The organism is Streptosporangium sp. NPDC005286, assembly GCF_040607515.1.
Lineage (GTDB): Bacteria > Actinomycetota > Actinomycetes > Streptosporangiales > Streptosporangiaceae > Streptosporangium.
This window is the reverse complement of the sequence record NZ_JBEXGU010000013.1, coordinates 54,069-72,193: the sequence shown is the minus strand read 5'-3', so window position 1 is coordinate 72,193 and position 18,125 is coordinate 54,069. Positions and strand designations below refer to the sequence as shown.

Genomic DNA, 18,125 nt, shown 5'->3' with positions numbered 1-18,125 from the left:
GTGGGCTTCGAGATGACGGCGCGCACGCTCGTCGTGCTGCGTCACGCCAAGGCGGTCAGCGCCTCGGGTCTCGCCGATCGCGAGCGTCCCCTCAGCGCCGACGGCGAGCACGACGCCCGCAGGGTCGGTGAGGCCCTCGCCGCGCGGGGCCTCCGCCCCGACCTGGTGATCTGCTCGCCGTCGGTGCGCACCCGGCAGACCGCGAACCTGGCCCTTCCCGGTGCGGACCTCCTTTTCGAACCGGCCGTCTACGAGGCCTACCCCGACGAGCTGCTGACGCTGATCCGGCGGAGTGATCCGCAGGTGCGCACGCTGGTCCTGGTCGGTCACAACCCCGGCGTCCACGAGCTGATCAGGCAGCTCACCGAGGAGGACGGCGGCGACGCAGGGTTCCCGCCAGGGGCGTTCGCCGTCATCGAGGTGGACGGCGAGTGGGCGGAGCTCGACGCCGGTCGCGGGATCGCCAGATGGAGCCCCAAGAAGCCCTGAGGGCCAGGGCGTAACGAGGCGTAACGAGGCACGGGGGAGCTCCCGGGATCGGGGGTGGCATGCGCAGGCTCGTCGACATGCTGCGTGCCGACTTCCGGCTCTCCGGGCCTCCCGCCTGGACGTACGGCCTGCTGTGCATGCTGGTCGTCTGCCTCCCGCTGCTGCTCGGCGTTCTCCTCGGCCGTCTCGCGGAGGGCGCCTCGGTGGCTCTGGGCGGCTATCTGACGCTCTTCGGCGACGCCCCCGGACAGCTGTACGGCGACCGGGTCAGAAGGTTGCTCACCACCACGGCCACCGTCACGCTCGGCTCCGGACTCGGCGCGCTCATCCACCCCCACCCGTGGCCGATCGCGGCCGTGGTGGTCGGCCTGGTCGCGGCGGCGGGCATCTACTGGCGGGCGCTGGGCATACCCGCGATCCTCTCCGTGACCTTGACCTACTTCGGCTCTTCCACCATGGGCGTTCTGTTCCACATGGGGGCCTCGGCCTGCGGTGGCCTGCTGGCCGTGCTGATGGTCATGACGATCTGGCCGTTACGCCGCCGCAGGCCGCTGCGCAGGACCGTGGAGGAGGCGGGTACGGCGCTCGCCGACCTCCTGGCCGGCGGGGGGCGGGCACCGCTCGCGGACGAGAGCTGGGAGTCGCTGCGCCACCGGGCCGCCACCGCGCTCAAGGATCTGGAGGCGGCGCTCTCCCTCTACCGGGTCGCCGGGGAGGACGACGGGTCGTCGGAGCGGCTCCCGGCCACGCTGACCCGCATCTTCCAGCAGACGATCGCGTTGCGCGTGTTGCGCGCGGCGGCCGTGGAGGCGAGGGCCGGGACGGAGTGGACCCGGGAGCTGGACGAGGCGATCGGGGCGCTGGCCCGCGCGCTGCGAGAGGCGGTACTGCTTGGCGGCTCGGCCGAGATGCCGGGGGCGCTGGCCGCCGTCGGGCGGTTCGCCGACAGGGTGGAGGAGATCCGCAGAACCGCTCGTGCGGGGGATGCGCCGCTGCCCGCGGCCGCGCTGCTGGGGCAGGTGACCCGGTGTGTGGACCGGATCGCGATGGCCGTGCGCTCGGTGGAGCGGCAGGTTGCGGAGAGCGTCGAGGTGGGGCCGCGCCTGCCGAAGTTCGTACGGTCGGGAAAACCGGTGATCACGACCGGTTACCACCCGATCAGAGTGGGCCTGGCGGTGACCGCGGCCATGGTGCTGATGATGGTGATCCACGAGCACTACGCCAAGTGGTTCGTGGTGACCGTGGCGGTCAGCCTCCGCCCGACCTATCGCGACACGGTGGATCGGGTGCGGCTGCGGGTGCTGGGCACGGCCGTGGGCGCGGTGGCCGGGGCGGTGGTGCTGGCGGTCGCGCCGGGGCATCTGTATCTGACGCTGTTCATCTCCGTCTGCGCGGCGTTGGGCTTCGCACTGCGCGGGTGCAGCTACGGATACTGGATGATGCTCGCGACACCGCTCTCGCTGATGCTGGCCGACTTCGCCCTGTCGCTCGACTGGGGCGCGGCCGAGGCCAGGGTGGTGCTCACGATCATGGGTGGCGTGCTGGCGCTGCTCTTCGCCCGGCTGCTGTGGTCCAGGGGGCACCGGGCCACGCTGACCGCCGCCATCGCGGAGATGCTCGATCGGCACGCCGCGCTGGTGCGGTCACTGATCGACCAGGACCCCAAGGAGGTGAACGCCCGGATCTCCTCGGCGTCCGACGCCGCCGGGCGGCTCGCCGACTCGCTCGACGGACTGGACAAGGAGCCGGGCGGCGGCGCGCCGCGGCGCCTGCGGGATGCGGTGACGGTGGCCGGGCGGCTGCGGGACAACGCGCTCGCGCTGTTCGCGATACCGCCCCCCGGGAACGAGGCCGGGCCCACGGTGACGGTCCTCGACCTCGTCGCCGACCGGTTGGAGAGGGCCGCCGAGGGGGTCAGGACGGACCGGCCGGGAACGCCGCCCGACGATCTGGACCGAGCCCTCGACGAACTCGGCGCGTACGTGGACGAGCTGGCCGCCCGCCGCCTGGACGAGCTGGCCGAGGGGGCGGGCGACAGGATGACGGGTCTGCGGCGCAGCATCAGGCACGCCGCCGCCGCGTGGCCCGCCCTGCGGGGTCTCAGCGCCGAAGCCGTACGGTTGGCCTCCCTGACCGCCCCGAGGACCTGTTAGCCGCGATCGTCCGGGGGACGAAGGCGGCCAGGGCCGGTGTGTTCAGCGGTTGGTGATGACGCCGTCCTCGGCGTCGGCGTCCTCCACCTCGGCGCGGGGGATGCCGAGCAGGTAGAGGATCGAGTCGAGGTAGGGCACGTTGACCGCGGTGTCCGCGGCGCGGCGGACCACCGGCTTGGCGTTGAACGCGATGCCGAGGCCGGCCGCCGCGATCATGTCCAGGTCGTTGGCGCCGTCGCCGATGGCGACGGTCTGGCTGATCGGGATGCCCGCCTCGCGGGCGAAGCGCTCCAGCGCCCGCGCCTTGCCAGGCCGGTCGACGATCTCCCCGACGACCCGCCCGGTGAGCACGCCGTCGACGACCTCCAGGGTGTTGGCCGCGGAGTAGTCGATCCCGAGGTCCTCCACGAGGGCATCGGTGAGCTGCGTGAACCCGCCGCTGACGATCGCGAACCGGTAGTCGAGCCGCTTGAGCGTCCGTACCAGTGTGCGGGCGCCGGGGGTCAGCACGAGTTCCTCGCGCACCTTCTCGAAGACCTCCTCGGAGAGGCCCTCCAGCAGTGCGACCCGGCGGCGCAGCGACTCGGCGAAGTCGAGCTCGCCGCGCATCGCCTCCTCGGTGACCCTGGCGACCTCCTCCAGGCAGCCGGCGTGCGCCGCCAGCAGCTCGATCACCTCGGCCTGGATGAGCGTCGAGTCGACGTCCATCACGATCAGCCGCTTGGCCCTGCGGTGCAGGCCGGTCCGCTGCACGGCGACGTCCACCTGCTGGGCGTGCGCCTCGACGGCCAGCTCGGCCCGCAGGGTGTCGGGGTCGGCGCCGGACAGGGAGAGCTCGATGCAGGTCACCGGGTAGCTGGACAGGCGCTCGATCCGGTCGATATTGGCGCCGGCCGCGGCGATCCGCCCCGAGATGCCCGCCATGGCGGCGGGCTGCAGCGGCGCGCCGAGCACGGTGACGTTGAGCCGTCCCCTGCGTCGCTTCTCCTTCGGGTCGGAGCCGGTGGACATCTCCACGTGCAGACCGAGATCCTCGGCGGTCCGCTCGACGGCGGTCCAGAGGGCACCGAGGGTGCCGCCGGTGCCGGTCGGTGTGTCGCCCGCGTAGGAGACGAGGACGCCGAGAGTGAGCCGGCCGCGGATGACGACCTGCTCCACGTCGGCGACGACGACGGGGAATCCGGCCAGAACAGAGAAGAGGCGTGAGGTCACGCCTGGGCGGTCCGGACCGGTCAACGTGATCAGAAGCGTGCGCTGGTTCATCGGGTCCTACGCTACTTGGCTCCGGTTTCGACCGTGAATGCGGTTCGCCATCCGGACACCTGGAGTTCACGGAACGTCAGTGACCAGGGGAATTCTGCTCCCTGCCCAGCTCGGCCGTCACCTCGGCCGCGGTCTGCCGCAGGGCTTCGGCGAGCGGGGAGTGGGTGCCCGCGGGAACCGAGGAGGTCGTGCCGACGATGGCCATCGCGGCCAGCAGAACCGGGCCGCGGAACACTGGGGAGGCGATACTGCGCACGCCGTTGACGGAGGGGGTGTTGGCCGAGATGTTGTCCTCGCGGATCTTCACGAGCTCCTGGCGCAGCTCGGGGGAGGCGGCCAGCTGCGCTTCGAGGCCGGGAACGTCCTCCGGGGGGAGGAAGGCGCAGAAGACCCGGCCCTGGGCGGATTCGGTCCGCGAGAGGCGGGAGCCCATCCGGACGCTGACCCTTATGGTGCGGTCGGTGTTGTCGTCGACGCGGACGACGACGGCGGTGTCGCCGTCCCAGACGCTCAGCACGACGGTCTCGTCGATCTCCCTGACGAGCCGCTGCATGTACGGCCCGGCGATGCCGATCACGGGCATGCCGACGCGGGCGGCGGCGGAGAGAGTGAGGATCTGCGGTCCCAGGGAGTACAGCGCCTCGCGCTCGTCGTAGCGGAGCAGGTTGCTCTCGCGCAGGGCCTTGGTGTACCGGTGCGCGGTAGCCTTGCTGGTGCCCAGGCTGGCGGTGAGCTGGTTGAGCGTCAGGTGCGGGCGGCTCACCGTGAACGCGCTGAGGATCATCGCGGCCCGCTGGACGGTCTGGATCGCCGGGGTTCTGTTCTCGCCGGCGACACCTTTCAGGCTAGGCACTGGGTCGTCACCCATGTTGGTTCCCTCGCGTTATGTGTGGAAGCTCGGCGCCGAGAGTATATTTTGCATTGCGAGACAGCATCCTGCCATCCAGAACATTCAATGTCGATGGCCCTGTTCCTCGACATCGCCGAGCGCGTGCCTGACGGCGATCCCGGCGTACAGGCGCGCGAAGCGCACCAGCGTCCGCGGATCGAAGACGTCCCGCCGGGGGTCGGCCGGGTCGGATCCGGCCGCCGGGCCGACCCTGGCGGTCGGGACCCCGTGGCCGCGCAGCACCACTCCGTCCGTCGAGCCCTTCCAGCCGGAGATGGCGGGCGGGGGTTCGCCGTGCTCGTCGTGCCAGGCGGCGATCGCGTGGCGGATCACCGGGGCGTCGGGTGAGGTCACCCCGGCGGGATGGACCAGCCGCGCGTCCACGCTCACCCGGCAGCCGTCCAGTGGCCCGCCGGGGATTTCGGCCCGCATCCTGGCGAGTACGGTCCGGACGATCTCGTCGGGGTCGTCGCCGGGGACGGTGACCAGGTAGAGGTGGAGCTCCACGACGCCCGGCAGCAGGTCGGGCTTCTCCAGGAGCCCTCCCCGTACCGCGCCGATGCCGGCCTCGGCGGCGAGCTGGCGGCCGGCGCCCGCCCTGGCCGCCACGTGCTCGGTGCGCCACGACTCCAGGATCGCGGTGGCGGTGCCAAGGTTGGCGAGGAGCCCGCCGCCCGCGTCCCTGGCCAGCACCGGCCGATAGGGGCCGCCCAGCCGTACGCGCAGGAAGATCGCTCCAGGCTCCTCGTACAGGACGCCGCGCGGGCCGCACTTGGCGACCACCGCGGCCGAGGGCAGCGGGTGCGACCGGAGATGCTCGTCGATGCCCGCAGGCCCGGCGGGGGCGAACGGCGACGAGTGCGTGCCGCCCGAGGCCAGGAGCAGGGAGAGGCGGTATGGCAGGCCGTGGTGTCGCAGGGCCGTGGCCGCGGCCACGTATCCCGCCAGCGCCGCGGCGGCGGGTGCGCGGGCGACGCCGAGGCCGAAACCCGCCAGCAGGCCGGACTCCGGATCCACGGAGAGCGGCGCGGGCTCCTCGTCGATCCCGGTGGTCCACCGGTCGTGTTCGACGTCACCGGACAGGGAGGTGTCCAGGTGGGAGTAGAGGAGCAGTTCGGGCCCCGCGCCGCCGGCGGTGGACGTCAGGTTCGCCCCCTCGTCCCCGACCGCCTGGATGTTCCAGGGCAGCTCGGGCCAGCGGCTCCGGGCCCACGCCGCCAGCCGGGTCGCGGTCGCGCGCTCCCGGCCCCGGGGGCTGGGGCCGGCGGCCATCACCCGGATCGCCTCGACGATCGGCCCGCTGGAGATCGCCGCGCCCGTGGCGTGTCGCAGATGTCGCAGGGCATCGCTCTTCATGCTCACATGTTAACTCCATGCAAGACGCCATCTCGTATATTGACAATGCTTGCGGCTGAATCCTACTGTTCCCCCACGTTGCCGACGAGGGAGGACTGATGGTCTACGTCGTGACCGACGCGTGTGTGGACGTGCAGGACAGATCGTGTGTCGAGGAGTGCCCGGTCGACTGCATCTATGAGGGCGACCGGATGATGTACATCCATCCGGATGAGTGCGTCGACTGTGGCCGGTGCGAACCCGCCTGCCCGGTGATGTCGATCTTCCATCAGGAGGACCTCCCGGCGGAGGCGACCAGGTTCGCCGAGATCAACGCCGAGTTCTTCGCCGATCTGGGCTCTCCCGGCGGGGCCAGGAAGGTCGGCCGTACCGGCAGCGACCATCCCGCCGCGGTGCCTCCCGGCGGTGGGGCGTGACGGCGTACGACGTCGATCTGGTGATCGTCGGCGCGGGCCCCTCGGGGCTGTACGGCGCCTACTACGCGGGCTTTCGCGGCATGTCCGTCGCCGTGATCGACTCGCTGCCCGAGCCCGGCGGCCAGATCTCGGCGCTCTACCCGGAGAAGGACATCTTCGACATCGCGGGGTTCCCCGCGGTGAAGGGGCAGCGGCTGGTCGACGAGCTGATGACGCAGGCGGCTCAGGCCGATCCGCTCTTCCTGCTCGGGGAGAGCGCCTGCGAACTGCTGCACGGCGAGGAGGGCGTGGAGGTCGTCACCGACGCGGGTACCCGGGTGCGCGCCAAGGCCATGCTCCTCACCGGGGGCATCGGCACCTTCACCCCTCGGGAGCTGCCCGTGGGCGAGGAGTACCTGGGCCGGGGGTTGCGCTACTTCGTCCGCAGGCTGGACGAGGTGGCCGGCCACGACGTCGTGGTGGTCGGCGGCGGAGACTCCGCGGTGGACTGGGCACTCGCCCTGGAACCGCTGGCTCGCTCGGTGACGCTCGTGCACCGCAGGCCCATCTTCCGTGCGCACGAGCGCAGCGTGGCGACGCTGCACGCGTCGTCGGTACGGGTGCTGACGCCGTACGAGGTCGCCGAGATCGGCGGTGACCCCCTTCTCGGTGAGGTCGTCGTCGAGAAGGTCAAGGAGGGCGACCGCGTCACGCTGCCGGCCCAGACCGTGGTGGCGGCGCTCGGTTTCATAGCCGACCTCGGGCCTGTCCAGAAGTGGGGCCTTGAGCTGCGTAAACGGCACGTCCTCGTCGACCGGTCGATGAGGACGAACCTGCCCAGGGTGTTCGCCGCCGGGGACATCAGCGACTATGACGGCAAGGTCCGGCTGATCTCCGTCGGGTTCGGCGAGGCCGCCGCGGCGGTCAACAACCTGGCGCCGCTGGTGAATCCCGCCCTCGGTACCACGCCCGGCCATTCTTCCGATGCGGCCTGAGTTCGACAGTCGGTAGAGTCCGGTCCAACGGATGGTCTGTGCGGAGGAGTCGGCATGGCGGATCAGGCGCACCCCGGCGACGTCGACGTGGCCGACGAGGTGCCCGCCATCCAGACGGTGCGGCGCGCCGCGCTGATCCTGAGTGGTTTCACCATCGAGCGTCCCTGGCTGAGCCTCAATGAGATCACCACGCGCCTGGGGGTCAGCAAGCCCACCGCCCACCGGTACGCCAGGGCGTTGCGGGCGGCCAACCTGCTCCGCTACGACCCGCGTAGCGCGCTGTACTCGCTCGGTCCCCAGCTGCTCGGGCTGGAGGCCGCCGCGCGGGCCGGGCTGCCCATCGCCGCGGCCGCCGCTCCCCACCTCGAACTGCTCATGCGCGAGATCAACCAGACGGTCGTGCTCAGCGTCTGGAACGGTGAGTGCCCGGTGGTGGTCAGCTGCGTGGACAACACCCTCGGCGACATCCGGCTGAGCGTCCGTACCGGCTCGCAGCTTGACGTCACCCGCTCGGCCCAGGGCCGGATCTTCTGCGCCTACCTGCCCGCGGGAGAGGTACCCGGGCTCGCGCGGCGGCTGCGGGCCTCCGCGGAGCTGCGTGAACTCCTCAGGGAGGTCCGGCGGACCGGGCTCGCGATCAACTCTCCGGTGGATCACGGGGTGCGCGTGCTCGCGGCGCCGATCTTCGAGGGTGACCAGGTGGTCGCCTCGATGGCGGTCCTCGGCACGGTGGCCTCCCTCGCGGGCGACCTGGAGACGCAGGCCGCCGCCGTGCTGCTGGGGGTGGCGCGCGAGCTGTCGCGCGAGCTGGGCGGCACCACGCCCGTCTGAGTGCGGGCCAGCGGGCTCGGAAGCGGAAGTCACGGCGCGGCGGCGTGTCCCGTCGGCGTGCGTTCTCGCTGATCAGACATTCTTTCCGGAAATCGCAGGTGATCTCCCGCAGCGCTCAAGCACGCCTGCGATGTGACGCAATGCGAGATGTGATTCCGCATCTTGACACGTGCCAAGCGTTCCTCGTACGTTCATGAAGCCCGGTTGACCTGGCACGGCGGTGGGGAATCCGGCCACTGGCGCGACCGCCCGCCGATGCCCCAAGAAAAACCACCCCCTGAACCCTCGCCGTCTCCCCGGACCGGCGGCGAGAGGAGTAGGAGCAAGCATGGGTACGCGACGCGCAGGGGCCGTCATGGCCTTCGCGACAGTCCTCCTCGCCACCGCCTGCGGCGGCTCGCTCTCCGGGGAGGAGGCATGAACCTGATCGCCACGCCGCGTGGCCTGGCACGTCTCGACGGTGACGGCGCCGTCCTGCTGGACCTGCCCTTCGCCGATGTGGCGGAGCTGCTCGCGGCGGGTGAGGGCTTCGCCCCCGCGCACGCCGCGCGGGAGCGGGGCCGGATCGAGCCGGGGGAGCTCCTGGCCCCGCTGGGCGGTACCGGGGCCATCTGGGGTGTGGGGCTGAACTACCTGTCGAAGGCACGGCTGACCGGGCGGGCCGTCCCCTCGGAACCCATCCTCTTCCTCCGGTCGCCCTCGGCGGTGTCCGCGCCGGGAGCGGAGGTGACGCTGCCGCAGGACCGTTCCAGCCAGGTGGACTACGAGGGCGAGGTCGCCTTCGTGATCGGGCGGCCGATGCACCGCACCCCGCCCGGTGAGGTGTGGAGGCACATCGCCGGCATCACGGCGGCCAACGACATGACCGCGCGTGACGTCATGGTCGCCACCGCGACCCCCACCCTGGCCAAGAGCTTCCCCGGCTTCGGCGCGCTCGGTGCCTCGGTGCTCGAACTCTCGGCGGTCGACGACCCCGAGAAGATCACTGTCAGGACCAGCGTGAACGGAACGGTCCGGCAGGACTCCAGCACGGCGGAACTGATCTTCGCCGTGCCCGAGCTGATCTCCAGGATCTCCCACTTCGCCGCGCTGCGACCCGGCGACGTCGTGCTGACCGGTACCCCGGCGGGCACGGGCCAGGACCGCGGGGTCTTCCTGCGTCCCGGTGACGAGGTGGAGGTGTCCGTCGCCGGCGTGCTGCCGCTGCGCACCCGGTACCGCTGAGTTCCCCCCTTCCCAGAGCCTTCGCAGTTCCCTGAGATGAGAGATATGAGATGACCGAGATTTCGTTCGACCTTGTTCTGTCCGGCGGCACCGTCTTCGACTCCGTGGCGGGCACTCACTCGGTCACCGACGTGGCCGTGACCGACGGCCGCGTCGCGCGCATCGCGCCCTCGCTCGCCGCGCAGGCCGGGGAGGTCGTCGACTGCGCGGGCAAGTGGGTCATGCCGGGCCTGGTCGAGGGGCACACCCATGTCTTCGAGAACGTCTCGAAGGTGGGGGCGCCGCCGGACGAGGCCCATCTGCGCCGGGGAGTGGTCGCCGCCGCCGACGCCGGTACGGTCGGCGCCTCGACCTTCGCCGCCTTCCGCGAATTCGTGGTCCGGCCCGCCGAGATGCGCCTGGTCAACTTCCTCAACGTCTCGGTGCTCGGGCTGATCGACTTCCGTTTCGGCGAGCTGCTCAACCCGGACACGCTGGTCGCCGAGGACGCGCTGGCCGTGGCGCGGGACAACCCGGACGTGGTCCGCGGCTTCAAGATCCGTCTCTCCGAGGACGTGGTCGGCTCGGCCTGGCGCTCGCTGCTCAAGAGCTCCCTCGCGTTGGCCGCCGACGCGGGTCTGCCCCTCATGGTCCACATCGGGGAGACCGAGGAGCCGCTGCCCGAGGTTCTGGGGATGCTCCGCCCGGGGGACATCGTCGCGCACTGCTACACCGGCAAGCCGCACGGCATCCTCGACGACGACAAGGTCATTCCCGCGGTGCTCGACGCGCGGGCTCGCGGGGTCCTCTTCGACAGCGCCCACGGCAAGAGCAATCTCAGCTTCGAGGTCGCCAGGAAGGCGATCGCCGAGGGCTTCCTGCCCGACCTGCTCACCTCCGACACCAGCGCCAGGAACTGGCGCGGGCCGGTCTTCGACCTGATCACCAGCGCCGCCAAGCTGCGGGCGCTCGGCATGACCATGGACGAGATCGTGCCGCGGATGACCATCGCCCCCGCCCGGCGGCTCGGCCTGGACACCGAGGGGTACGGCACCCTCGTCGAGGGCGGTCCCGCCCACGTCACGGTGCTGGAGGACACCGAGGAGACGACCCTGCCCGACGCGGCGGGCAACTCGATCGTGGCGCCCAGGCTGGAGCCGGCCCTCGTCCTGCACGGCGGGCAGCGGGTGGAGACGACGCCCTGGCGCGGCCTGGGCACCGGCCGGTGACGCCGGTCGTCGAGGCGAGGCGGAGGCTGCGGAGCGCGCTGGCCGGTGGAGGCCGGGTCGTCGGCACGTTCGTCAAGCTGCCCACCGTCGACTCCGTGGATCTCGCCCGGCAGGCCGGGTTCGACTTCGTCGTCGTCGACCTGGAGCACTCCTCGCTGTCGGCGGAGACGGTGATCTCCCTGGTGCGGCATGCCGCCGCGACGGGCATCCCGGCCCTGGTCCGGGTGCCCGTCGTGGATCCGCCGCTGATCAACAGGGTGCTGGAGGCGGGCGCGGCGGGAGTGCAGCTCTCGACGCTGACCGCCGCCGCCGAGAGCGCCGCCCTGGTCGCCGCGGCCCGCTACGCCCCCCATGGGCGGCGGAGCATCAGCCTCTCCCACCCGACCGCCGGCTTCGGCGCCGTGGACCTGGCGGCGTACCTGGCGGCGGAGGCGGCGGAGCCGCCGCTGCTCGTCGGGCAGATCGAGACCGCCACCACCTGTGACCCGCTGCCGGAGCTGCTGGACGGCCTGGACGTGGCCTTCGTCGGTACCACCGACCTGGCCGTCAGCCTGGGCCTCCCCGGTGCGGAGGTGCTGCTCGCGCGGGTGGGGGAGATCGTCGACGCGGCCCGTTCCGTCGGGGTGGCATCGGGCGGCTGGCTCGCCCGTGCGGACGCCGAGCTGGCCGCCGGGAGCGGCCTCGGCGCCGCGCGTTACCTCATCGTCGGCTCGGACCTGCAACTCCTCGGTTCGGCCCTGCGCGAGGTGATGGACAAGTGGGATCAATGAAAGGAATGCCCGTGTTCAATCAGCGGCTGTACGCCACCGCCGTCAACTGGGACGACATCCCCGCGACCGAGATCCGGCCGGGTGTCCGGCGCAAGGTGTACTCCACTGACGAGACCATGCTCGCCTGGCACGAACTGGCCGTCGGCATGACGCTCAACCCGCACAAGCACGACGACTTCGATCAGCTCGTACTGATCCTGCAGGGCAGGTGCAACTACTACGTCGACGGCGTGCCGCACGAGATGTCCGCGGGTTCGATGATGCTGGTCCCCCGGGGGGCCGAGCACTACGTCGAGCCCACCGAGGGGCCGTGCGTCAACGTCGACGTGTTCAGTCCCCCGCGGGCGGACTTCGGCGACTCCGTCTGGCTGCCCGGGAGCTAGCATCCCGGGCGGCCCGGTGGCTACCGCCCGAAGTCGGCCTTCCTGATCAGGCAGTGCACCCCCTTGACCTGGTCGACGACCTGGCTGACCTCGAAGTCGGCCGCCGCGCTGAGGTAGGCGAGCGCCCTTGAGCGTTCCATGCCCTGGGTGAGTTCGAGGAACGTCACGGCTGCCCGTACGGCACGCCGCATGGCCTCGTTGAGGTCTGTGTGCAGGCCGACGGGGAGCCAGTGGGTCGAGGTCTCGGCGAACGGTTCACCGAGCGTGCCAAGGAGCGGACCGGCCTCCTTGGCGGGGATCACCGACAGGCGCAGTGTGGCGCGCAGCGGTGCCTCAAGCGCGGTCAGGGCGACCTCGCCGTCGCCCTGGGCGTAGTGCGGGTCGCCCGCGTAGAACCCGGCACCCGGGACCTGTACCGGCAGGTAGAGGCTGGACCCGACCCGCAGCTCGTTGATGTCGAGGTTCCCGCCGAAGGAGCCGGGCGGCACCGAGTGGACCTGGTCGCCGGTGTCGACCGCCACCCCCATCAGGCCCAGGAACGGCGCGAGCGGGAAGCGCGCCGCCCGCCCCTCGCCGAACGGGATGACGCCGTGCAGGCGCCCGGCCTCCTCGACCACCTCGGTGAAGACGCAGACGCTGTTGTACTCCCGCGCGCCGTCCGCGAGCGGGCCGGTGTCGGCGGTGGTCTCGGGGAACTCCCCGGGGAGCGCGCCGTAGCCGTGCCTGCTGCTGATGAACCCGTACGGCGCCCGGATCAGCAGGCTGAGCACGTCCACCTTGAGCACGTCGCCGGGTTGGGCCCCGGCGACGGAGATCGGCCCCGTCACCACGTGCGGGCCGTCGTTGTCGTAGTCGTGGGCGACGTCGGAGGCGGCCAGGTCGCGTGCGTCGGTGAGCACCTGGTCGGCGCCGACGCCGAACCCGGCGAGGTAGGAGACCGGGTCACGACCCTGGTCCTCCAGGATTCCCTCGTGACTGAGAGTATCGATGGTGACGGTGTCGCCGGACTCGACGCGGAGTACGTGCTGGTGGTCGCGATTGGGCAACAGGCCCCAGAGGCTGGTGTCCGGGCTGGTGGGGAGGTAGTGGGAACCATCGATGCGGCCGGTCTTCGGCTGGAGCATTGTCCCTCCACGGGGGATACGTCGCTGTCACCGGCTGAGAAAACTCGACAAGTGTTGCGTCGCCGTTAACGGGGAGTAACCGAAGATTTCGGTGCGAAGACTGGCACTTGACACCGGGATGGCGTGGTAGCAGCATCACATAGCGAGATGGCATCTCGAATTCTCGTTCAAAGTCCGTAGGAAGGCCAGGCGCCGCGATGACGCAGCTGACACAGGGATATCCGATCTCCTCCCTCGTGAAGGAGGATGGGGAGGCGTTGTCGTTCAAGGTGCACAGGTCCGCCTACCGGTCAGAAGAGGTCTTCCAGGCGGAGATCTCCCGGATCTGGGGGCACACCTGGCTCTACCTCGGCCACGAGACGGAGATCCCCAAGCCGGGTGACTTCAAGACGAGGACTCTCGGCGGGCGTCCGCTGATCTTCTGCCGCGACTCCTCCGGCGAGGTCCAGGTCTTCCTCAACGCCTGCACCCACCGGGGCACCGTGCTCTGCCGGCACAGCGAGGGCAACACGAAGTTCTTCCAGTGCTTCTACCACGCATGGGTGTTCAGCAACTCGGGTGATCTCTCGGCGCTGCCCGGCGACGACGCGTACGTCGACGTGCCGGAGTTCCGCGAGGCGATGAAGCTGCGCTCGGTGCCCAGGATCCAGAGCCACGAGGGCTTCGTGTTCATCGCCTTCGACCCGGACGTGCCCGACCTGATGACCCACCTCGGCAAGGCCGCCCACTACATGTCGCTGACCGCGAAGATCGGTCCCGCGGGCATGGAGACCGTGCCCGGGGTGCAGCTGTACTCGGTCAAGGGCAACTGGAAGCTCGCGGTCGAGAACGCGATGGACGGCTACCACTTCGCGCCCACCCACAACACCTTCGTGGGCTACCTGCGCGAGACCGGCTTCGCCGTCACCGACGACGACCAGTACGCCTACGACCTCGGCGGCGGCCACGGACTGCTCATCCTGACCGGCCACAACGGGCGGATCGGCATGGTCTGGGAGCCGAGGTTCGGCGAGGCGGAGAAGGAGCGGACGGCTCTCAAGCGCCAGGAGATGGAGGATCGGCTCGGCCCCGAGCCGGCCAAGGAGGTCGCCGACGCCAGTCGTATCCTCTTCGTCTTCCCCAACCTGCTCCTGTTCGACCTGGAGGCGCTGACCATCCGCCAGCTCGATCCGGTCTCCGCCGGCCAGACCAGCGTGCGGGCCTGGCAGTTCGTCGAGGTGGACGAGCCCGCCGAGGTGCGGGCACTGCGGATCAAGACGATGGTCAGCTTCGTCGGTCCCGGCGGCCTCGCGACGCCGGACGACATCGAGGCGTACGAGGCGGTGCAGCGCGGGATCGAGGCGACCGCGAACGCGGCGGACCCCGCCTTCGACTGGAGTGACATGTCGCGCGGCATGGCCAACGAGAAAAAGGGCAACCAGGGCCGTTCCATCGACGAGGGCGCGATGCGCAGCTTCTGGCGTCACTGGGCCACCGTCGTGGACCAGGACGTCGTGGGCCAGGACTGAGCGGGCCGGGACCGAGTCGATGGACGGTAAGAAGAGTAAGGAGAGCGCCGTGGGCGGCAGGACCATCACCCGGCACGAGGTGGAGGACTTTCTCTATCGCGAGGCGTCGCTGCTCGACGAGTGGCGCCTCGACGAGTGGTTCGCCCTCTTCGAGGAGGGCGGACGGCTGGAGGTCGCCACCACCGACTGGAAGGGCTGGGACAGCTCGGAGGCCGGCTCCTTCATGTGTGACGACTACGATCTCATCAAGGCCAGGGTGAAGCGGCTCAAGAGCCGTAAGGCGCACGCGGAGAACCCGCACTCCAGGACCCATCGGATGATCTCCAACGTGCTCATCCTGGAACAGGGCGACAAGACGGTCTGGGTGAGTGCCAACTTCATCGTCCACCGCTACCGCGACGGCGGGACCTACAGCTACGTGGGCCGCTACGAGCACGTCCTGCTGATCGAGGACGAGGGGCTCCGCTTCAGGCTCCGCAGGTCGATTCCCACCATGGAGGCCATGGACGCGGGCGCACGGCTGAGCTTCATCCTCTGATGATCAAGCACATGCTGGTCTTCCGCTTCAAGGAGGACGTACCTGCCGAGACGGTGGCGGCGGTCCTGGCGGAGCTGGAGACGTTCCCGAGCAGGTATCCGGCCATGCGCGACTGGGCCTGCGGTCCCAACGTCAGCACGCGCGACACGAGCATGACGCACGGCTTCGTCGTCGGGTTCGACTCCGAGCAGGAGTTGCTGGACTACCTGCACAGCTCCTCGCACGAGGAGTTCGTGCGGCTGCGCTGGCGGCCGGTGATCGAGCGGCAGGCCATCGTCAGCCTGCACTGCTGATCCCGCCGCGACGCCCGCGCCGACCGGCACCACACGACGAGCACGCCACGAAGAACCAAGAAGGAATGAGGAAGGCACCATGACAGCTGACGCCCGTCCCCGGGCACCGTACGGGATGGAGTACGCCCGGATCGCGGTGCCGGATATGGCAGAGACCATTGAGTTCCTCCAGTATCACGTGGGTCTCCAGCTCGAACAGCACGACGACGAGTACGCCTACCTGCGCGCCGACATCGAGCACCACTGTGTGGAACTGCTCCACGAGCCCGGCAGGGAGACGTCGCACACGGTCGCGATCGGCTTCAGCGTGGAGTCCGACGAGGTCCTCGACGACCTGAGGGAGAGGGTGCTCGCGGCGGGGCTGGAGGTGCTGCCCCTGCAGGACAGGATGAAGGGCCTGTGCCAGCGCGGCTTCGGCGTGAGCGACCCGAACGGGCTGATCGTGGAGCTGTTCACCGAGTTCCAGGAGTACGCCGAGGCGCCCGTCATCGAGCTGCGTCCGCTCGACCTCGTGCACCCCTTCATCGCCACCGACAAGTACGACGAGTCCCTGGCCTTCTACACCGGGGTGCTCGGCTTCATGGCCTCCGACTACGTCGGGGACGGCACCGTGTTCCTGCGGGCCGAGGATCGTTACCACCACAGCCTGGCCCTGCAGCGCAACAACGAGTACTACGTCGCCCACCTGTGCTTCATGATGAAGAGCCTCGACCACGTCATGCGCGGCAGGGCACGCGCCCTGTACAAGGGGGTGCCGATCGCCTCCGACATGGTCAACCACTCCGCGTCGACCTCGATCGCCTTCTACATGTTCGAACCCAAGCACGGGCCCAGGTACGAGCTGTGCGACGGCCACCGGGTCTTCACCCCCGAGGAGCACGAGACGCACCGGCCGCGCAGGATGGCCGTCGACCCGCGCAACATCGACGTCTGGCGCGCCGCCGCCGACGACTGGGGCCGTTTCTGAGCGGTGTCCCCGAACGGAGAAGGCGAGGAGCCCCGGCCTGTCACAGGCCGGGGCTCCTCGCCAGGTTCGACTAGCGCACGATCTTGGTCTTGACCTTCTTCGCGAAGTACCAGCCCTTGGTGCCCAGACGCTCCAACTCGTCCCGGGAGAGGTCCTCGGCGCCGGTCTGGAGGTCGTAGGAGTCGACGCCCAGGATGGCCTCGGCGGTCCGCCCCGACTTCTTGCCGAGCTTCACCGTGATCGCGATGGTCTCGTAGTCATCGATCTCAAGGGCGTAGGGGGTGAAGCACCAGAATCCGTCTTCGTAGGTGCCGCATTCCGTGCCCTTGGGCGCGTAGATCGCGGTGACCTTGGAGTGCTTGGGCAGCAGGCCGCCCATGTAGAAGGCGTCGGCCACGTAGGGGCCCTTGTTGACGCCCTTGATCTTGTAGGTGATCTTTCCACCGGCCTTGACCTTCTTCGGCGCGGAAACCGTGACCGCGAAGGAGGCGAACGGTTCGGCCGCGGCCTTGACCGTCGCCGGCACCTGCGCGGGAGCCGCCGAGGCGGGGGCGGTGAGCAGCATGCCGCCGGCCAGCGGGGCGACCAGAGCAAGAGCGGCGATCTTGGAGATCGGGTGGCGCATCAAACGTCTCCCAGCTGGAGGGGTTAAGGGGACGCCTGGAACGCCCCATAAAGTTCCAGCGTTTTATCACACATATAGATGTGGGGAGAAATCATATTTCGCTATGTGATTTAGGTGGAACACCTGGCGCGGCGCCGTACCGGGTGGAGGCGCCGGGCGGGGCAGGGCCACACCGACCGGCACGCCTCGTGCGATCCGGGGCCCGGAGTGATCTGAGGCTCGAAAGGGCGGGGACTTCGCGCTGGGTTTCGTGAGGAACCCGAACCGGGAAAGGCCGGGTTTTGAAAATGCCTTAAAAGCGCACTAAGAGGATTTTAGGGGATGAAACCGGCTGGGGCTGTTTTCCGCGCGCGCCGCGTCGTCGACGTACGGGGCGTCACGATCGTCGCTGTTTTCGGCGATCGCCCCAGGGGGACGGCGGCACGCGCGGAACGCGCGGTTAGCGGAGCACCCGGGTCTTCACCCGCACGTACTTGACGTCGCTGCCGATGTCGATGCCGTGGATGTCGAAGGTGCCGAGCCCGCCCGCGGGGACGTCGATCGAGGCCGAGCCGAAATCGGCGGCCGCGGTGCCCCTGGCGCTGTTCTTCAACCAGACCCTGACCTTGATGGTGGCCGTCTTTCCGGGGTTCAGGGTGTCGAGCAGGCAGCCCACCTCGCGGCCGGAGATCTCGCAGTACGACCCGGCGGGCTTGCGGATGACGCGGACCTTGGAGACCTGCGAGGGAAGGTAGCCGCCGATGTAGGCGATGTCGGTGTACCACTTGCCCACGTTCTTGGTCGTGAGCGTGTAGACGTACGAGTCACCCGCCCAGGCCCTGCGCGGGTAGGTGACGGTCAGCTTCAGCGGCGCGAGCGGCTTGTCGGCGTGGACCGTCCCCTGCGGGGCGGTGATCCGGGGAGCCGCGGCGTTCGCGGTTCCAGGGGTGAGCAGCATGCCTCCCGCCAGGGCGATGGCGGCGAAGGCGGTCAGGTGCCGGCGCATTTCTTTACTCCAGTCGGAATTCGGTGATCCCCCGTTGGTTAATGAGATCAGCATGTGGGAGATCACTTGGAGATTCCTTGTGACTGACTGGCCGACCGAACGGTGAGCGGTTGGACGACGCGTCGGGTG

At 69.9% G+C, this 18,125-nt stretch carries 19 protein-coding genes; 13 read left to right on the top strand and 6 right to left on the bottom strand.

All coding sequences use genetic code 11. The annotated features are described in order from the left end of the window. The first annotated feature begins 12 nt into the window (after window positions 1–12). Together ABZU75_RS07795 and ABZU75_RS07790 are read left to right on the top strand one after the other, a co-directional pair. A complete protein-coding gene (locus ABZU75_RS07795) occupies window positions 13–489 on the top strand; it encodes a histidine phosphatase family protein (protein ID WP_355550631.1) in 477 nt (158 codons plus the stop codon). Window positions 490–548: 59 nt separating this feature from the next. After that, window positions 549–2,642: an FUSC family protein gene (locus ABZU75_RS07790; protein WP_355550629.1), complete on the top strand. Its 2,094-nt coding sequence runs from the start codon at window positions 549–551 to the stop codon at window positions 2,640–2,642. 42 nt (window positions 2,643–2,684) lie between these two features. Here the strand turns inward: ABZU75_RS07790 and serB are convergent, their stop codons facing one another. The 3 genes from serB to ABZU75_RS07775 form a co-directional block, all read right to left on the bottom strand. Further along, the gene (gene serB / locus ABZU75_RS07785; RefSeq protein WP_350930256.1) at window positions 2,685–3,905 is read right to left on the bottom strand and encodes a phosphoserine phosphatase SerB; all 1,221 of its coding nucleotides are present in this window, start codon (window positions 3,903–3,905) and stop codon (window positions 2,685–2,687) included. A gap of 76 nt (window positions 3,906–3,981) precedes the next feature. Further along, window positions 3,982–4,773, bottom strand: a complete 792-nt coding sequence (locus tag ABZU75_RS07780; protein ID WP_350958991.1) for an IclR family transcriptional regulator — start codon at window positions 4,771–4,773, stop codon at window positions 3,982–3,984. 84 nt (window positions 4,774–4,857) lie between these two features. Then, a complete protein-coding gene (locus ABZU75_RS07775; protein WP_355550625.1) occupies window positions 4,858–6,150 on the bottom strand; it encodes a hypothetical protein in 1,293 nt (430 codons plus the stop codon). A 98-nt stretch (window positions 6,151–6,248) separates the two neighbouring features. Between ABZU75_RS07775 and fdxA the strand changes: the two genes are divergently transcribed. From fdxA to ABZU75_RS07740, 7 genes are all read left to right on the top strand, one after another. After that, window positions 6,249–6,566, top strand: a complete 318-nt coding sequence (fdxA, locus tag ABZU75_RS07770; protein ID WP_350930253.1) for a ferredoxin — start codon at window positions 6,249–6,251, stop codon at window positions 6,564–6,566. After that, on the top strand, window positions 6,563–7,540 hold the full coding sequence (locus ABZU75_RS07765; protein WP_355550623.1) for an NAD(P)/FAD-dependent oxidoreductase: 978 nt from the start codon (window positions 6,563–6,565) through the stop codon (window positions 7,538–7,540). The genes fdxA and ABZU75_RS07765 overlap by 4 nt, the downstream gene beginning before the upstream one ends. A gap of 54 nt (window positions 7,541–7,594) precedes the next feature. Then, on the top strand, window positions 7,595–8,371 hold the full coding sequence (locus tag ABZU75_RS07760) for an IclR family transcriptional regulator (protein ID WP_355550620.1): 777 nt from the start codon (window positions 7,595–7,597) through the stop codon (window positions 8,369–8,371). A 417-nt stretch (window positions 8,372–8,788) separates the two neighbouring features. Beyond that, a complete protein-coding gene (locus ABZU75_RS07755) occupies window positions 8,789–9,595 on the top strand; it encodes a fumarylacetoacetate hydrolase family protein (RefSeq protein WP_355550618.1) in 807 nt (268 codons plus the stop codon). Between the two features lie 50 nt (window positions 9,596–9,645). Beyond that, on the top strand, window positions 9,646–10,803 hold the full coding sequence (locus ABZU75_RS07750; protein WP_355550616.1) for a hypothetical protein: 1,158 nt from the start codon (window positions 9,646–9,648) through the stop codon (window positions 10,801–10,803). Next, the gene (locus tag ABZU75_RS07745; protein WP_355550614.1) at window positions 10,800–11,573 is read left to right on the top strand and encodes an aldolase/citrate lyase family protein; all 774 of its coding nucleotides are present in this window, start codon (window positions 10,800–10,802) and stop codon (window positions 11,571–11,573) included. Before ABZU75_RS07750 ends, ABZU75_RS07745 begins: the two co-directional genes overlap by 4 nt. Before the next feature lie 11 nt (window positions 11,574–11,584). Then, window positions 11,585–11,956, top strand: coding sequence for a cupin domain-containing protein (locus ABZU75_RS07740; protein WP_343961829.1), 372 nt, complete (start codon window positions 11,585–11,587; stop codon window positions 11,954–11,956). A 20-nt stretch (window positions 11,957–11,976) separates the two neighbouring features. On the opposite strand, the gene ABZU75_RS07735 is transcribed toward ABZU75_RS07740, so the two are convergent. Continuing rightward, window positions 11,977–13,080, bottom strand: coding sequence for an acetamidase/formamidase family protein (locus ABZU75_RS07735; protein ID WP_355550612.1), 1,104 nt, complete (start codon window positions 13,078–13,080; stop codon window positions 11,977–11,979). Between the two features lie 197 nt (window positions 13,081–13,277). Here ABZU75_RS07735 and ABZU75_RS07730 point away from each other — a divergent pair, with 197 nt between their 5' ends. The 4 genes from ABZU75_RS07730 to ABZU75_RS07715 all read left to right on the top strand — a co-directional run bounded on the left by ABZU75_RS07730 (window position 13,278) and on the right by ABZU75_RS07715 (window position 16,386). Beyond that, window positions 13,278–14,588 (top strand): aromatic ring-hydroxylating dioxygenase subunit alpha, encoded by a 1,311-nt coding sequence (locus ABZU75_RS07730; protein ID WP_355550610.1) that lies wholly within the window; start codon window positions 13,278–13,280, stop codon window positions 14,586–14,588. Window positions 14,589–14,607: 19 nt separating this feature from the next. Next, entirely contained in the window at window positions 14,608–15,126 is a 519-nt protein-coding gene (locus ABZU75_RS07725; protein WP_355550608.1) for an aromatic-ring-hydroxylating dioxygenase subunit beta, read from the top strand. Continuing rightward, window positions 15,126–15,419, top strand: coding sequence for a Dabb family protein (locus ABZU75_RS07720; protein WP_030916912.1), 294 nt, complete (start codon window positions 15,126–15,128; stop codon window positions 15,417–15,419). The genes ABZU75_RS07725 and ABZU75_RS07720 overlap by 1 nt, the downstream gene beginning before the upstream one ends. A 79-nt stretch (window positions 15,420–15,498) precedes the next feature. Beyond that, a complete protein-coding gene (locus ABZU75_RS07715) occupies window positions 15,499–16,386 on the top strand; it encodes a VOC family protein (RefSeq protein WP_355550605.1) in 888 nt (295 codons plus the stop codon). 70 nt (window positions 16,387–16,456) lie between these two features. Here the strand turns inward: ABZU75_RS07715 and ABZU75_RS07710 are convergent, their stop codons facing one another. Together ABZU75_RS07710 and ABZU75_RS07705 are read right to left on the bottom strand one after the other, a co-directional pair. Then, a complete protein-coding gene (locus ABZU75_RS07710; RefSeq protein ID WP_355550603.1) occupies window positions 16,457–17,011 on the bottom strand; it encodes a hypothetical protein in 555 nt (184 codons plus the stop codon). A gap of 439 nt (window positions 17,012–17,450) precedes the next feature. Further along, window positions 17,451–17,996 (bottom strand): hypothetical protein, encoded by a 546-nt coding sequence (locus tag ABZU75_RS07705; RefSeq protein WP_355550601.1) that lies wholly within the window; start codon window positions 17,994–17,996, stop codon window positions 17,451–17,453. Between the last annotated feature and the right edge of the window lie 129 nt (window positions 17,997–18,125).

Bases quoted from the DNA above. Each gene is read 5' to 3' on its own strand.
- ABZU75_RS07795 (WP_355550631.1), top strand. From the start codon at position 13: ATGACGGCGCGCACGCTCGTCGTGCTGCGTCACGCCAAGGCGGTCAGC.
- ABZU75_RS07790 (WP_355550629.1), top strand. From the start codon at position 549: ATGCGCAGGCTCGTCGACATGCTGCGTGCCGACTTCCGGCTCTCCGGG.
- serB (WP_350930256.1), bottom strand. From the start codon at position 3,905: ATGAACCAGCGCACGCTTCTGATCACGTTGACCGGTCCGGACCGCCCA.
- ABZU75_RS07780 (WP_350958991.1), bottom strand. From the start codon at position 4,773: ATGGGTGACGACCCAGTGCCTAGCCTGAAAGGTGTCGCCGGCGAGAAC.
- ABZU75_RS07775 (WP_355550625.1), bottom strand. From the start codon at position 6,150: ATGAAGAGCGATGCCCTGCGACATCTGCGACACGCCACGGGCGCGGCG.
- fdxA (WP_350930253.1), top strand. From the start codon at position 6,249: ATGGTCTACGTCGTGACCGACGCGTGTGTGGACGTGCAGGACAGATCG.
- ABZU75_RS07760 (WP_355550620.1), top strand. From the start codon at position 7,595: ATGGCGGATCAGGCGCACCCCGGCGACGTCGACGTGGCCGACGAGGTG.
- ABZU75_RS07755 (WP_355550618.1), top strand. From the start codon at position 8,789: ATGAACCTGATCGCCACGCCGCGTGGCCTGGCACGTCTCGACGGTGAC.
- ABZU75_RS07750 (WP_355550616.1), top strand. From the start codon at position 9,646: ATGACCGAGATTTCGTTCGACCTTGTTCTGTCCGGCGGCACCGTCTTC.
- ABZU75_RS07735 (WP_355550612.1), bottom strand. From the start codon at position 13,080: ATGCTCCAGCCGAAGACCGGCCGCATCGATGGTTCCCACTACCTCCCC.
- ABZU75_RS07730 (WP_355550610.1), top strand. From the start codon at position 13,278: ATGACGCAGCTGACACAGGGATATCCGATCTCCTCCCTCGTGAAGGAG.
- ABZU75_RS07725 (WP_355550608.1), top strand. From the start codon at position 14,608: ATGGACGGTAAGAAGAGTAAGGAGAGCGCCGTGGGCGGCAGGACCATC.
- ABZU75_RS07720 (WP_030916912.1), top strand. From the start codon at position 15,126: ATGATCAAGCACATGCTGGTCTTCCGCTTCAAGGAGGACGTACCTGCC.
- ABZU75_RS07715 (WP_355550605.1), top strand. From the start codon at position 15,499: ATGACAGCTGACGCCCGTCCCCGGGCACCGTACGGGATGGAGTACGCC.
- ABZU75_RS07710 (WP_355550603.1), bottom strand. From the start codon at position 17,011: ATGCGCCACCCGATCTCCAAGATCGCCGCTCTTGCTCTGGTCGCCCCG.
- ABZU75_RS07705 (WP_355550601.1), bottom strand. From the start codon at position 17,996: ATGCGCCGGCACCTGACCGCCTTCGCCGCCATCGCCCTGGCGGGAGGC.